The 14,388-nt window shown below is 65.1% G+C and carries 12 protein-coding genes; all 12 read right to left on the bottom strand.

Features of this window, described 5'->3' with window-relative positions; genetic code table 11:
* Positions 1–17 precede the first annotated feature (17 nt).
* On the bottom strand, positions 18–320 hold the full coding sequence (locus JOE66_RS08040) for a YlxR family protein (protein ID WP_205111759.1): 303 nt from the start codon (positions 318–320) through the stop codon (positions 18–20).
* A 247-nt stretch (positions 321–567) separates the two neighbouring features.
* On the bottom strand, positions 568–1,632 hold the full coding sequence (gene nusA / locus JOE66_RS08035; RefSeq protein ID WP_205108356.1) for a transcription termination factor NusA: 1,065 nt from the start codon (positions 1,630–1,632) through the stop codon (positions 568–570).
* Positions 1,633–1,753: 121 nt separating this feature from the next.
* The gene (locus tag JOE66_RS08030; protein ID WP_205108354.1) at positions 1,754–2,728 is read right to left on the bottom strand and encodes an NAD-dependent epimerase/dehydratase family protein; all 975 of its coding nucleotides are present in this window, start codon (positions 2,726–2,728) and stop codon (positions 1,754–1,756) included.
* Positions 2,725–5,502 (bottom strand): alpha/beta fold hydrolase, encoded by a 2,778-nt coding sequence (locus tag JOE66_RS08025; protein WP_307827114.1) that lies wholly within the window; start codon positions 5,500–5,502, stop codon positions 2,725–2,727. The genes JOE66_RS08030 and JOE66_RS08025 overlap by 4 nt, the downstream gene beginning before the upstream one ends.
* Entirely contained in the window at positions 5,502–6,527 is a 1,026-nt protein-coding gene (locus JOE66_RS08020; RefSeq protein WP_205108352.1) for a 3-oxoacyl-ACP synthase III, read from the bottom strand. Before JOE66_RS08020 ends, JOE66_RS08025 begins: the two co-directional genes overlap by 1 nt.
* Positions 6,528–6,663: 136 nt before the next feature.
* The gene (locus JOE66_RS08015) at positions 6,664–8,424 is read right to left on the bottom strand and encodes a proline--tRNA ligase (RefSeq protein WP_205108350.1); all 1,761 of its coding nucleotides are present in this window, start codon (positions 8,422–8,424) and stop codon (positions 6,664–6,666) included.
* Between the two features lie 49 nt (positions 8,425–8,473).
* Positions 8,474–9,916 carry a trypsin-like peptidase domain-containing protein gene (locus JOE66_RS08010; protein ID WP_205108348.1) on the bottom strand — a complete coding sequence of 481 codons (1,443 nt, stop codon included), beginning with the start codon at positions 9,914–9,916 and terminating at the stop codon, positions 8,474–8,476.
* A gap of 80 nt (positions 9,917–9,996) precedes the next feature.
* On the bottom strand, positions 9,997–11,373 hold the full coding sequence (locus JOE66_RS08005) for an MFS transporter (protein ID WP_205108346.1): 1,377 nt from the start codon (positions 11,371–11,373) through the stop codon (positions 9,997–9,999).
* Between the two features lie 52 nt (positions 11,374–11,425).
* Positions 11,426–11,875, bottom strand: coding sequence for a MarR family winged helix-turn-helix transcriptional regulator (locus JOE66_RS08000; RefSeq protein WP_205108344.1), 450 nt, complete (start codon positions 11,873–11,875; stop codon positions 11,426–11,428).
* Positions 11,876–11,916: 41 nt separating this feature from the next.
* Positions 11,917–13,068, bottom strand: coding sequence for a flavodoxin-dependent (E)-4-hydroxy-3-methylbut-2-enyl-diphosphate synthase (ispG, locus tag JOE66_RS07995; RefSeq protein WP_205108342.1), 1,152 nt, complete (start codon positions 13,066–13,068; stop codon positions 11,917–11,919).
* 71 nt (positions 13,069–13,139) lie between these two features.
* Positions 13,140–13,538 (bottom strand): SHOCT domain-containing protein, encoded by a 399-nt coding sequence (locus JOE66_RS07990; RefSeq protein WP_307827113.1) that lies wholly within the window; start codon positions 13,536–13,538, stop codon positions 13,140–13,142.
* 178 nt (positions 13,539–13,716) lie between these two features.
* Positions 13,717–14,379: a response regulator transcription factor gene (locus tag JOE66_RS07985; RefSeq protein ID WP_205111754.1), complete on the bottom strand. Its 663-nt coding sequence runs from the start codon at positions 14,377–14,379 to the stop codon at positions 13,717–13,719.
* Between the last annotated feature and the right edge of the window lie 9 nt (positions 14,380–14,388).

The following is a 14,388-nucleotide window of genomic DNA, read 5'->3' as shown; positions in this document are numbered from 1 at the left end:
TCATTAGTTGCTACTCATTAGATGTTCACAGTGTCTTTACTCACGGTTTCGTTGTTGAGTGATTCGTTGTTGACGGATGTTTGCAGCTTTTCACGCAGCACACCCGTATCCAGTTGTGATTCAGTACGCAGGGCCCGGCCGAAGGCCCGACGCTTGAGTGCGTTCTGAAAACAACGCTCTGTCGCGTGCAGATACGCACCACGGCCCGGCAGAACAGCAGCCTCATCGGCGACAAGCTCTGAATTGTGGGCCACGACCCTCAGAAGAGCCGACTTGCTGGCACGTGTTCGGCAACCGACACACGTTCTTACGGAATTCATTCTAGCACCGCCAATTTTGCTGCCGCCCGAATGACCGGCGATGGATGATCGGCTCGTCATCCCTCGAGGATCGAGTCCGGCTGAATACAACAACGTCAAACCGTGTCGCCAACGCTGAGCGCGTCGTCGGCACGGCGCGAAGCCCGATATTCAGTCGCCCTCGAGGATCGAGTCCGGCTGAATACAGCAACGTCAAACCGTGTCGCCAACGCTGAGCGCGTCGTCGGCACGGCGCGAAGCCCGATATTCAGTCGCCCTCGAGGATCGAGTCCGGCTGAATATCGATCTTCGCGCCTGTTAGTTTCGCTGCGAGGCGGGCGTTCTGGCCCTCCTTGCCGATCGCGAGCGAGAGCTGGTAGTCGGGGACAAGCGCACGCACGGCCTTGAGCGAAGCGTCGATGACGAATGAGCTGGTGACCTTGGCAGGAGACAGCGCGTTCGCCACGAAGGTGGGCAGATCATCCGAATAGTCGACGATGTCGATCTTCTCGTTGCCGAGTTCGCTGGTGACGGCGCGCACACGCTGGCCGAGTTCTCCGATGCACGCACCCTTGGCGTTGATTCCCGGTTCCGTCGCACGCACGGCGATCTTGGTGCGGTGCCCTGCCTCGCGCGCCAGCGAGACGATCTCGACGACACCGCTCGCAATCTCGGGCACCTCGAGAGCGAAGAGCTTTCGAACGAGGGAGGGGTGCGTTCGCGACACGGTGATCTGCGGGCCCTTCAGCCCACGGGTCACGGCCGTCACATACACCCGGATGCGGTTGCCGTGGGTGTATGCCTCGCCGGCCACCTGCTCCTCTGGCGGCATGATGGCCTCGACGGTACCAAGGTCGACATGGATCATGCGGGGGTTCGGCCCCTGCTGGATGACTCCGGCAACGATGTCTCCCTCTCGACCCTTGAACTCGCCGAGCACGGCGTCGTCGGCGATGTCACGCAGTCGCTGGTTGATGACCTGTTTTGCGGCGAAAGCGGCGATGCGGCCGAAGTCGCTCGGGTTGTCTTCGGACTCCCCGATGACCAGGTCTTCGTCGTCGAGTTCTGGCACGAAGATGCTCACATGACCGGACTTGCGGTCGAGGTGAACCCGTGCTTTGGGCGCCTCGGGCGGAGTTGCCGCACTGTGGTTGGTGGAGCTGTGGTTGGTGGAGCTGTGTGAAGGCGATGAACCGGCGGGGACATGGTCTGCCTGGCCGGTGTGCTTCAGGTACGCGGTCAAGATCGCTTGCTCGATGATCTGCACGAGTTCGTCGAACGGGATGTCACGTTCGCGTTCCATGAGCTTGAGCACGCTGAGGTCGATGTCCACGGCCGGCCTCCTTCTTTTTCTGTATTGAGTTCTGCAGTCCAGCTACCAAGAGTAGCCGAATGTCGCTCGCCGCGCTGTCCTCCCCCCGCTGTCCCCACTACTGTCCCCACTACTGTGTCCGCTACGGGCGGGCTCCGTACCACTCGCGGAGCCGGTCGAGGCCTTCGTCGAGGCTCACCGCGGGCTTCCAGCCGAGGGAATTCCGCGTGCGGCGTTGGTCGTACCAATGGGAGGTCGACAACTGCTCGGCGAGAAACCTCGTCATCGGCGGTTCGTCGGTACGGTCCTTGAGCCCCCAGAACCGTTCGATCGCACCACCTGCTGCCCGAGCGAGCGGCGCCGGCACGCTCCACCGAGGCGCGGGCACACCGGCCGCAGCACAGATTCCCGCAAGCAGTTCCCTGACCGTGCGCGGCTCACCATTGGTCACAACGAACGACTGCCCATGCACCTGTACGGCGCGATCGAGGCCCGCGACGATCGCGGTTGCCGCGTTGTCGACATAGCTTGTGTCGATGAGCGCCAGTCCCCCGCTCAGAAGCGGCAGGCGGCCCCGTCTGGAACGCTCGACAATGCGCTCGATCAGCTGCGTGTCGCCAGGCCCCCACACGATGTGTGGCCGCACCGCGACGACGGCGAAACCGGGCCTGTCCGCTGCAAGCGCGAGCAGTTCAGACTCTGCCTTGCTCCGCGCGTAGTCCCCCCGGGCGCGCGGAGGGTCGGCCGGCAGCGCGTCGTCGCCGATCACCGAGACACCGGAGTGGGCAACGGACGGCGAAGAGACCATCACAAATCGTGAAACGCCTGCATGGCGAGCTGCCTTCACGAGCGACCGGGTGCCCTCGACATTTACCGCGTCGAAGTCGCTCACGCGCCCCGACATCGACACCTTGGCAGCGAGATGGATGATCGACTCCATCCCCTCGATGGCCAGCCGAACCTGCTCCTCATCGGTGAGCGAGCCGCGAAGATCTCGCGCTCCACGCACGCCCGACTCACCGCGCTGGAAGGTCGCCACGTCTCGGCCGGACCGGATCAGTTCCGTTGCAACGGCTCGTCCGAGCATCCCGCTCGCGCCGGTGACCAGTACCGTCATGGTGTGCGCCGACGCCCGCCCGCGAGAATGGCGCCGGCCCAGGCAGCGAGAGCGGTTCGGTCGATCTTCGAGTTGTGCCGAACATCTGTCGGCAGGTCGTTCACCACGAGCACGGCAGCCACGCCGCTCTCCCCGATGAGGGTGGTCGACTCCCGAACGGCAGCCCTGACCGCTGCACTGAGCGTCGCAGAAGCCAGCGTCACTCCTGCACGCAGACGCTTCGCTCGGTCGAGTTCGAGCACGACGACGAGCTGCTGAGCACCGCTGGGCCCGACGCCCACTGCTGCGGCCCGCTTGACTCCGGGTATCTTCTCGATGGCCTGCTCGGGGCCGACCGGGGTGATCACACCCGCAGCCGTCGAGATGACGTGCGGCAGGCGCCCTTCGACCCAGAGGCGCCCGTTCGCATCAAAATGGCCGACGTCAGCGGTGCGGTGCCAGCGCGGCCCTGCGAGACCCTGAGCAGCCTGGGCGGCAGGGTCGCGATCGCGCCTCGACTCGCGTTCCGTCATCCACAGCTGGTCGTAGTGGTCTTTCAGGTGCGTCGCCGCCACGACGATCTCGCCGGTCACTCCCGGCGTGTCGACGAGTTCGCCAGTCGCTTCGCCGAGCGCGTCGAGGGCGCTGATCCGAATGCTGACCCCGGCAACGGGCCTGCCAACACACACCCCACCCGCAGCCCCGCCGTCTGGTGCCGACCTCACGATCTCTGCCAGGGTCACATCGGTCATCACCAGCCCTTCGGTCATTCCGTAGGGGGTGTGGATGATCGCCTCAGGAACCAGCTTCTGAACCTGTTCGAGCAGCGGCACGGCAAGGGGTGCGCCGGCCGACAGCACCGTTGACACCGACCCGAGTGCACGCCGTTCAGGCAGAGTGAGCTCCGACGCCGTCGCCACAACATTCACCAGGGCGGCGGGGGAAGCGAACACGACAGTGGCATCGACCGCGATGGCGGCCTGGGCGACTGCCCGTGCCGTCAGCGTGCGGGGCGCCGTGACATCCATGTCCGGCGTGACCGAGACAGCTCCGAGGGCCGGGCCGAGCAGGGCGAAAGGCGCGAACCCAGCGACGAGACCGGTGCCGGCTCCCATACCGAATTGGCGTGACAGTACGGAGATGAGTGCACTCAGCTGGCCGTGCGTGTAGACGACTCCCTTGGCCGGGCCGGTCGAACCCGAGGTGAACAGGATGGCCGCGGTGTCGGCTGCGTCAACAGGCTCTTCGGAACGGGCCAGCGGTCCGGCCCGGTGCGGTGTGGCGTCGCGGCCGATGCGGGCGATGTCGGCCAGGGAGTGCGAGACCCCGAGAGCTGCGGCGAGCGGCCGGCTGAGCTGACCCGTCGAGATCTTCTGCCCGGGCCAGCTGAGGGCGCGGGCGGCGGTCAGTGCCCGCTGGATTCCGATGATGTGGGTGGGGTGGGCCCCCCGCACGGCACGCCCCAGACCAGCCACGCCGAGCCCGGCGTCGGCGACCACGATGATCGCGCCGATGCGGAGGCAGGCGTACACGACAGCGGTGAGGTCGGCGCCCGGCGGAACCAGCAGCGACACCCGGTCGCCCTTCTTCACGCCGATCTGCCGCAGGCCCTCTGAAATCTCTGAAACGCGTCGACCGAGGAGCCCCCAGGTGACCACGCGCTGCCCACGGGAACCTCGGGGAGCCATCTCGACGAGGGCGGTCCCAGCCGCCCGTGTGCTGTCTGCGGCGAACTCGTCGAGCGTCGCCCAGAGCGGACGCCATGGTGTCGCAGCGGGCTCGGCTGCGGGCCCAGCGTTCTGGGTACCGACGTGGGCACGATCATCCGGTGTCGCGCGGTTCTCTGCGAGCCACGTCATCATGATCGGCGCGACAGCCACGTCTTCGCCCACGAGGTGCCCTGCGCGCTCGAACCGGGTCACGTCGGCGTGAGGCAGCCGAGTGATCAGGTCGGCGAGGTAGCGGTCGCCGAAGACCGGGTCTCGGGGGCCCCAGAGCATGAGCGCGGGAACCGTCAGCTTCGCCACGGCGGTCGAGATGCGGGCCAGTTCGGCGAAACTGTCGTGTGCGTCATCCACCGGGATGTCGGCCACGAAGGCACCGATGCCCGCGCGCCTCGCAGCGGTTCGGTAGGGAGCCCTGAAGGCCGCCCGTACGTCGCCAGCCAGGGCCGGATGAGCAATCGCGAGGGTGGTGTCGAGAAAACCGGTGGTTCGAACCGTGCTCGTGACGAGCAGAGACCGCTGGAGTACGAGACGAAGCACGGCCGGCAGCGGCGAATCCTCTGGCTGGTGGATCGCGGTGTTCAGCAGCATCACACTGGCGAGGAGCTCCGGATGATCGACAGCCCAGCCGAGCGAGACGACGCCGCCCCAGTCGTGCCCGAGTGTGACGACGGGAGTCTGGAGTTCGAGCGTCTCGGTCAAGAGGCCGAGGTCGGCGACGCGTGTCTTCAGCGCCCGACTTTGGCCGGAGCGCTCGGAATACCCCATCTCGAGCTGGTCGACGGCGATGACCCGCCAGACCTCGGCATCGCCCTCCGATGCACTGCCGCCAGATCGCGCCCGTTCCGTCGCCTCCTGCAGCACCGTTCGCCAGAGGTACGACCAGGTCGGGTTACCGTGAACGCAGAGAATCGTTCCCGTGGGCGTCAGCCCAGCGGCCTCGAGTTCGGCGCCGTTGTCGAGAATGTGCCAGGTGCGTGTGCCCCCGAGTGAATCGGGCGCAGACACCAGGCGGGACCACTCCTCGGCGAGCCCCGGCAGACCGCGGGGCGGGAGAGATGCCGGAATCACTACCAGACGATCTCGGTCATCGCAGTGTTGATGCCCGACCCGACTCCCATGCAGAGAATTCGCTGGCCCTTGATGAGCTTCTCGACCTCGAGTGCCAGGGTCATCGGCAGTGAAGCCGGGCCGACGTTGCCCAGCAACGGGTACGTGAGCGGGATCTTCCTACGGTCGATCTTCGCGGCTTTCACGATGGAATCGGTGTGCACATCGGAGACCTGGTGGAGGATGTAGCGGTCCATCTTCTGCCAGTCCCACTGGCCCTTGGCTTCCTTCCAGGCTTCGACCACGAGAGCCATGCCCCCGGCAAGCAGCTCCTTGGTGTGCGTGAACATGCCGTCTTTGTCGCCGACGCAGAGCAAGTGGTGCTCAGTACCGGCACGAGAGATGCCCCCGATGATCCGGTGGCCCTCTGGGTGGGCATCGGCCGGGCCGAGAACGGCAGCGGCGGCGCCCGAGCCGAGGGTGAGTGACGCGAACTCGTTCACGAAATCCTTGCGGGAGATGCCGGGCTGCGAGAGACGGTGGATGGTATTGGCCTGGATCTCATTCGAGTCCTCGCCGTCAACGATGACCGCGTACTTGATCTGGCCCGAGTCGATCATCTGGGAAGCAAGCGTCATTCCATTGACGAATCCGAGACAGGCATTGGTGATGTCGAAGTTCATGGCCGACGACGGCAGCCCCAGTGCGTGGTGGATTCCCACCGCGACCGATGGTTCGAGGTGCTTGCGCGTCACCGAGGTGTTGATCAGCAGACCGACGTCTTTCGGGTCGACCTTCGCGGCCTCGAGGGCATCTTGCGCGGCAGATGCAGCGGCCTGGTCGAAGGTCTGGGTCTCATCCCAGTTACGGCGTGACACCACACCGGCCACCCGCTGGAGGAGGCCCGTCGGCAGCCGGAGCCGCGTGAGAGCCTCGGCGAGGCGAACATCGATCTCTTCTGAGGTGACCACGAGGGGTGCAAGCCGCGCTTTGATCGCCAGAAGAGCGGAGTTCTGATGCCGGAACGTGGCATTGCTGTTCGTCAAGGGAGTCCTTTATGAGCATGATGCAGATGAGCGTTGTGCAGATGAGCGCGATGCAGCCGTTCTATGACTGCGCATCGAACAAGTCTAGGTCCGCCCGGATGAGAGTTCGCCCGGGATGATCGACTGCGCGAAACCGCTAGACTGCGCCCACAACGGAGTCGAGCGCGATTTCTGCCCGCTCTCCCGTGGCCCTGTTCCACACTTCGACGGTTCCGTCAGCCACACCGCGACCGACGATGACGATCTTCGGCACACCGATCAGCTCGGCGTCGCCGAATTTCACGCCGGGCGAGACCTTGGGCCGGTCATCGAAGAGAACATCTTTGCATGCCGCCTCGAGTTCCGAGACGATCGCTTCTGCTGCAGCGTAGACGGCTTCATCCCGACCGGTCGCGACGACGTGCACATCGAACGGTGCCACCTCGGGAGGCCAGATCAGGCCCTTCGCATCGTTGTTCAGTTCGGCGATGATGGCCAGGATGCGCGTGACGCCGATGCCGTACGAACCCATGGTAACCGTGACGAGTTTTCCGTTCTCGTCGAGCACCTTGAGCCCCAGGGCCTCCGCGTATTTCCGACCGAGCTGGAACACGTGCCCGATCTCCATGCCTCGTGCTGTCTCGATGGGGCCGGAGCCGTCGGGTGCCGGGTCACCGTCTCGCACGTTTGCCGCTTCGACGACGCCGTCTCCGACGAAGTCGCGCCCGGCGACAAGACCGAGGACGTGCTTCTGGTCTTCGTTTGCTCCCGTTATCCACTGGGTACCGTCGACAACCCTCGGGTCGAGAAGGTACCGGATGCCTGTGGCAGCCCTCTCCCCCAGCACGGCTCCGGCCGTCGCCCACGGGCCGATGTAGCCCTTGACCAGCCCGGGGTGCTTCGCGAAATCTGCCTCGTTTGCGGCTTCGACCTCGGCGGGCTGAAAGGCCACCTCGGCACGTTTCAGGTCGACCTCGCGGTCGCCCGGCATACCGACAACCACGATTTCGCGCGTACCGTCGAGGTTCGTGAGAGCGAGGACGATGTTTTTGAGCGTGTCGCCCGCCGTCCACGCGCGGCCATCGGCGCGGGGCTGCTCAGCGTTGGCCAGGTCGACGAGACTCTGGATAGTCGGGGTGTTCGGCGAGTCGAACACCGTCGGCTCGGGCAACCCCTCGATCGACACTGCCTCGGGCACGAGCGTCGTGAAGGCTTCGACGTTCGCGGCATAGCCACCGGCGGAGCGCACGAAGGTGTCTTCGCCGACCGGGGTGGGGTGCAGGAACTCTTCGCTCTTCGAGCCGCCCATTGCCCCGGCGTCGGCCTTGACGATGACGTATTCGAGCCCGAGACGGGTGAAGATGCGCTCGTACGCGTCGCGCTGCGCCTGGTACGAGGCGTCGAGGCCAGCGTCGGTGTAGTCGAACGAATACGCGTCCTTCATGGTGAACTCGCGGCCACGCAGGAGCCCGGCGCGCGGGCGGGCCTCGTCACGGTACTTGTCCTGGATCTGATAGATCGACAAGGGAAGGTCTTTGTAGCTGTTGTAGAGGTCTTTGACCAGAAGTGTGAAGACCTCTTCGTGCGTGGGCGCCAGCACGTAGCCGGCGCCGCGACGGTCTTCCAGACGGAACATGCCTGGGCCGTACTCGACGTATCGGCCCGTCACCTCATAGGGCTCCTTGGGCAGGAGAGCAGGGAAGTGCACCTCGTGCGCACCCGCGTTGGTCATCTCATCCCGGATGATCGCTTCGATCTTGCTCTTCACCCGCAGCCCGAGTGGCAGCCAGGCGAAGATGCCCGGCGCCTGCCGACGGATGTAACCGGCGCGCACGAGGAGCCGATGACTCGTCACCTCCGCGTCGGAGGGGTCTTCGCGAAGAGTCTTGAGAAAGTAGTTGGTGAGACGTGTTGGCACTGTACGAGTCTATTTGTTCTGCCTGCACCGCTTGTTCTCCTCGTATCGCTCAGTGCACCTCCTGGTCGCTCGGCCCCTGTGCCGGATCCATCGGCACCGGTTGAGTCATCCCGGAAGGCACCGGGCCAGCGAAGGGTGCGGGCAGGGGTGCCTGTTCTGGTGTCGACGCGGGTGCTGATGCTGATGCTGGTGCTGGTGCATTCGGATCGGCTGCAAGGGCCACCGGTGGTGCATCGGCCAGTTTTCGCCGACGAGAGCGGAGCAGCACGACCAGGAGGATCACGACCACGATCACGATGATGAAGAAGAGGGCCGCACCAATGATGACCCAGACCACCCAGCCCGTGGTGTTCTCCTGCGGGAACGAGGCGATCGCCTTCGTCTGGTACTGCTGGGCGATCGCGTTGGCCGGGTCTCGCGTTGTCACCGTGCCGAGATCTGCTGCCGCATCGTGGAAATGACCCGTGAAATACTCGTTCAAGCCCTTCCGGAAGAGCGCGTCGAGATCGCTGAGCTCGTTCGAGACTCCGTTTCGGGCGAGTATCGCCGAGATGGTCTCAGGTGCTGTCGCAAAGTTGAGCTGCTGCGTGTCGCTGGATGGCCCGAAGCTCACCGTTCCGACGACGTCTCCACTCGTGTTCACGACCGGCCCTCCACTCATGCCGGGGCTCATGGCGACGCCGATCTGGGTGAAGGGGCCACCGCTGGTCTGCTGCCTTCCACTCACCTGACCCTGGGCAAAAGTGGGTTCCGGGTTGCCACTGACGAGCCCTGACACGTTGCCGGGATAGCCGATGGCATCGACGGTCTGCCCTGTCGAGGGTGCGTTGGGAGACACGAGGAGAACGGGCAGCGGGCTTCGGGCATCGATCTTGAACAGCGCACTGTCGCCCTGGCCGATCGGCCTGTCGTCAACCAGAACAGCGTCGAAGCTCTGCGAATCGTCGGCCGTGATGGTGATGGCCGGATAGACCTTCATCGCCAGCACCGGCGGTTCGCCGGACTGCGCACCCTCCACCGGCCAGTTCTCCTCGGCGCCGGCGGCGAGGTACGCCTGGGCATCAGCCTCGGTGATGTCGCCGTTGGCCACTTCGTCGCTGAGGAACTGGTCGACCAGGCTGGTCCTGCCCTCCGCGGGGTCGGCGCAATGGCCCGCGGTGACGACATACCCGTCGGAGCTGGCGATGAACCCGCTGCAGCTGAATGACGCATCGACCTCGTTCGACCATGCCGAGCTGCCGTCGGGTCGGGGAAAGTTCACGAACCCCGACCACGTGCCGCTCAAATAGACCGTACCGGCCTCGCCGATTGCGGCCACCTGTTCCTGCGGCAGATCTGCAGCGGTTACCGCAGCATCGGCAGCAACTGTTCCCCCGAATGCCGGCCAGAGCATCGCGGTCGCCACGCAGATCGCCACCGCCCCGACGATGGCGCGGGCCAGGCGCGGGTTGGAGCCACGAACTGAGCCGTTGTGAGAGCGAGTGGTGAGCACAGTAGCCTCCCGTGATAGTGAGTTATCCTTAGTACTAAGAATATCTCACTATACGTGCCCAGAGCACAATTCCGAGTTGATCAGCGCCTGTTTTCGACCTCGTCGATCACGATCTCGTCTTTCAGCTGTTCCCTTTCTACGGCGAAGTCCTCCGGGAGCACGATCGGCATCGTCTCGAGAGCGTCGACACTGCGCCCATCACCGTCGTGGGTGACGACGAACCGCGGCGAGCCGTGTGCCTGAACTGCAACACGGAGATGCTGGTGGGCGATCATCCAGATCAACCCAGTCAGCGCAGCAGCAAAGCCGGCAGCCGCACCGACCCCGATCGCCCAGCGCGGGCCGTAGGCATTGGCTACCCACCCCACAATCGGTGCGCCGATCGGAGTTCCTCCCATGAAGATCGCCATGTAGAGGGCCATCACCCGGCCTCGGAATTCCGGCGCGGTTGTGAGCTGCACGGAACTGTTGGCAGTCGTCATCAGGGTCTGGGCAGAGAACCCGAGCAGAACAAGCGTGAGCGCGAATGTCAGATACGACGGCGCGAGGGCGCCGAGCAGGCAGCTGAAACCGAACAGGCCGGCAGAAGCGAACATCAGTCGAAGCCGAGGCGTTTCTCGCCTGGCTGACAGTAGTGCCCCGGCGACAGAGCCCACCGCGAGTACCGACGACAAGAGACCGAACGCGGTTGAATCGAGCCGGAAGACGGCCGTCGTCATAGTGGAGGTGAAGATCTGGAAATTCAGCCCGAAAGTGCCGATGATCGCGATCACGATGAACACGATCACGATGTCGGGGCGTTTGGAGACGTACCTGAAGCCATCGAGCAGCTGCCCGGGCCCCCCACGCCCCTTCTGGCGCGCCCGGAGGTCCTGCCGGCGCATCCGGGTCAGTGACGCGAGTACCGCCGCAAAGCTCGCCGCATTGATCACAAAAACCCAGCCGGCACCGACCACGGCGATGAGGACGCCCGCGAGTGCCGGGCCGATCATCCGTGCGCCGTTGAAAGACGCCGAATTGAGAGCCACGGCGTTTGAGAGGTTCGCGTCTGAGACCAGGTTGGAGACGAACGACTGGCGGGCCGGTGCATCGAACGCCGAGGCGATGCCGAGCAGCAGGGCGAACAGGTAGACCTGCCACAGCTGGGCCGCGCCGCTCAGCACGATCACCCCGAGCCCCAGTCCGAGCAGGCCCATCGCTGCCTGGGTCACCATGAGCAGCACCCGCCGGTCGACACGGTCGGCCACCATGCCGGTCCACGGAACAAGGAGCAGCTGTGGCCCGAGCTGCAAGGCCATGACCACGCCGACGGCGACAGCGTCATTGTCGGTCAGGATGGTCAGAACGATCCAGTCCTGGGCGATACGCTGCATCCAGGTTCCGATGTTCGAAACCAGGGCCCCGCCGAACCACAGGCGGTAGTTGTAGTCGCTGAAGGAGCGAAACATCGCGCTCATCAGTGGGCTTCTACCACCACAGGGCCGAGAGTGCCCTCAGCTGCGGGTACCGTCAACTGTCGGCCATTCCGCGGAGGATCCCGGATGCCCGCAGGAGCGTCTCGCGCTCCGCATCCGTGAGCTCGTCGAGCCGGCGGTGTAACCACTCGTCGCGACGACGACGAGTCTCGAGCGTGAGCGCAGCGCCAGCCGGCGTGAGCGTGACGACGACCTTGCGCCCGTCTTCGACCGACGGGCTGCGCTTGGCGTACCCTGCGTCGACAACCGCATTGATCGTGCGGTTCATGGAGGGCGGGGTCACGCGTTCGAACCGCGCGAGCTCACCGGGTGTACTCGGGCCGTGGTTGTACAGGTAGGCAAGGACGACCGACTGCGTGTCGCTCAGTTCACTGTCGGCCTTCTCCGCCCTGAGCCGGCGCGAAGTTCGGAGAACAGCTTGCCGGAGCTGGGAAGAGAGATCGGTCTCGGAGTCCGTCCCAGCAGTGTCGACATCGGTGGTCATATCGTTAGCTTAGCTCATTAGCAGAGCTAAGTAACGTGGGATCAGTTCGTGGTGATGACCTGGGGGCTGCCTGTTGCGCTTGCCGGCATCTCTGCGGCGAGGCGATTCGCCTCTTCGATGAGTGTGGCGACGATCTCCGACTCGGGAACGGTCTTGATGACCTCGCCCCGCACAAATATCTGGCCCTTGCCATTGCCCGAAGCAACCCCGAGGTCGGCGTCACGAGCCTCTCCTGGCCCGTTGACGACACAGCCCATGACAGCGACCCTCAGGGGAACGGTCATGCCTTCGAGCCCGGTGGTCACGTCGTTCGCGAGTTTGTACACGTCGACCTGGGCGCGGCCACAACTGGGGCACGACACGATCTCGAGCTTGCGCTCCCGGAGGTTCAGGGATTGCAGGATCTGGAGGCCGACCTTGACCTCCTGCTCGGGCGGGGCGGAGAGCGAGACCCTGATGGTGTCGCCGATCCCCTCGCCCAGGAGTATGCCGAACGCTGTCGCGCTCTTGATCGTGCCCTGGAACTCCGGCCCTGCCTCGGTGACACCGAGGTGCAGGGGCCAGTCACCGCGCTCGGCCAGGAGTCGGTACGCCTTGACCATGATCACCGGGTCGTTGTGTTTCACCGAGATCTTGAAGTCGTGAAAATCGTGTTCCTCGAAGAGGCTGGCCTCCCAGACCGCACTCTCGACAAGTGCCTCGGGAGTCGCCTTGCCGTACTTCTCCATGAGGCTCGGCTCGAGCGAGCCGGCGTTGACGCCGATCCGGATGCTCACACCGGCAGCCTTGGCCGCGGCGGCGATCTTGCCGACCTGGTCGTCGAACTTGCGAATATTGCCCGGATTCACCCGCACGGCCGCGCAGCCGGCGTCGATGGCCGCGTAGACGTAGTTCGGCTGGAAGTGGATGTCGGCGATGACCGGGATCTGGCTCTTCTTCGCGATGATCGGAAGCGCTTCGGCGTCGTCGCGGCTCGGCACAGCCACCCGCACGATGTCGCAGCCCGATGCCGTGAGCGTCGCGATCTGCTGCAACGTGGCGTTGATGTTCGTCGTGGGTGTAGTGCACATCGATTGCACACTGACCTGGGCGTCACCGCCCACGAGCACCTTGCCGACTTTGATCTGACGAGATTTGCGACGGGGGGCGAGGGTCTCGACGACCTTGGGCATCCCTAAGTTGATTGCAGCCACAGCCACGAGCTTACCTCCGCAATCGGTACCCTCACCCTCCGCTCTCACCCTCCACCCTCAGGCGTCAGACCTCAGGCAGCGGGAGGCGTCGGTCCGCTCGGACGGTTGGCCTGCAACACCTCGAGCCGCGCGCGGTATTCGACCTCGTCGATGTCTCCTCTGGCGAACCGGTCGGCCAGGGTCTTCTCGGCGTCGCTGGTCGAGTTCTGGCCACCCCAGCCCTGGGCACCCCACGGGCCGCGCCCACCCCAGCCCGGGCCACCCCACCCGGGATGCCCGCCATTTGCAGCCCAATACTTGCGGCGGCGACGACTCACGAGAGAGACGATGAGAATGACCACGCCGATCCAGAACAGCGGAATCAGCAGGAACAGGAATCCGAAGCCGCCTGGGCCCCCCGGGCCGCCCCAGTGACCCCAGTGGGCGAGCGCCGCCTGGGTGGGAGCTGCAGCGACAGCAGTTGTCAACACGATGGTGTCCTTTCGACAGTCGACCCGATCAGGGCCGTGAAGACCCATCTGGGCCCTGTATCAAGGCTCCCCTCCGGGCATCCTTCGCACATCGGCCGGCGGATGCTCGTGGGGTACTCCCCCGGTTGCATCTGTGCCTCGGCAGGTCACTCCCGTGGCACTCCACACGCGGAACGCTTCAGTTCCAGCCGGCCCGCACGAGCCCGGCTTCGTAGGCGACGACCACGAGCTGGGCGCGGTCTCGCGCGGCCAGTTTGCTCATCGTGCGCGAGACGTGGGTCTTCACCGTGAGCGGGCTCAGAAACAGTCGACCGGCGATCTCGGTGTTGGTGAGCCCCTGCCCGACCAGGGCGAGTACTTCGCGCTCCCTGTCGGTGAGAGCGTCGAGGTGCACCGCCTGGGAAGAGTCCCTCAGCCCTCCAGCCACACGCTCGAGCAGGCGTCGGGTCACACTCGGCGACAGCAGCGCTTCTCCCCCTGCGACAACGCGGACGGCCCTGATCAGTTCGACCGGCTCCGTATCCTTCACCAGAAAGCCGCTGGCACCGGCCCGGATCGCCCGACCGACGTACTCGTCGAGTTCGAAGGTCGTGACGATGACGATGTGCGTCGAACCGAGCGCCGGGTCTGCCGCGATCTGCTCGGTGGCCCAGAGGCCGTCACCGTCGGGCATCCGGATGTCCATCAGCACTACATCGGGGTGAAGGCGTTTCACGAGCTCTACGGCCGCGGTGCCCGTTGCGGCCTCGCCGACGACATCGATGTCGGGTTCGTTCGCCAGAAGTGCGCTGAAACCCGCCCTGATCAGCTGTTGGTCGTCGGCGACCACGACGCGGATCACCGGGCGTTC

Origin of the sequence: Subtercola frigoramans (assembly GCF_016907385.1) — a bacterium.
Classification (GTDB): domain Bacteria; phylum Actinomycetota; class Actinomycetes; order Actinomycetales; family Microbacteriaceae; genus Subtercola; species Subtercola frigoramans.
Note: the sequence above shows the minus strand (reverse complement) of the source record. Positions and strands in the feature narration are given on the sequence as shown.

Bases quoted from the DNA above. Each gene is read 5' to 3' on its own strand.
- JOE66_RS08040 (WP_205111759.1), bottom strand. From the start codon at position 320: ATGAATTCCGTAAGAACGTGTGTCGGTTGCCGAACACGTGCCAGCAAG.
- JOE66_RS08030 (WP_205108354.1), bottom strand. From the start codon at position 2,728: ATGACGGTACTGGTCACCGGCGCGAGCGGGATGCTCGGACGAGCCGTT.
- JOE66_RS08005 (WP_205108346.1), bottom strand. From the start codon at position 11,373: ATGAGCGCGATGTTTCGCTCCTTCAGCGACTACAACTACCGCCTGTGG.
- JOE66_RS08000 (WP_205108344.1), bottom strand. From the start codon at position 11,875: ATGACCACCGATGTCGACACTGCTGGGACGGACTCCGAGACCGATCTC.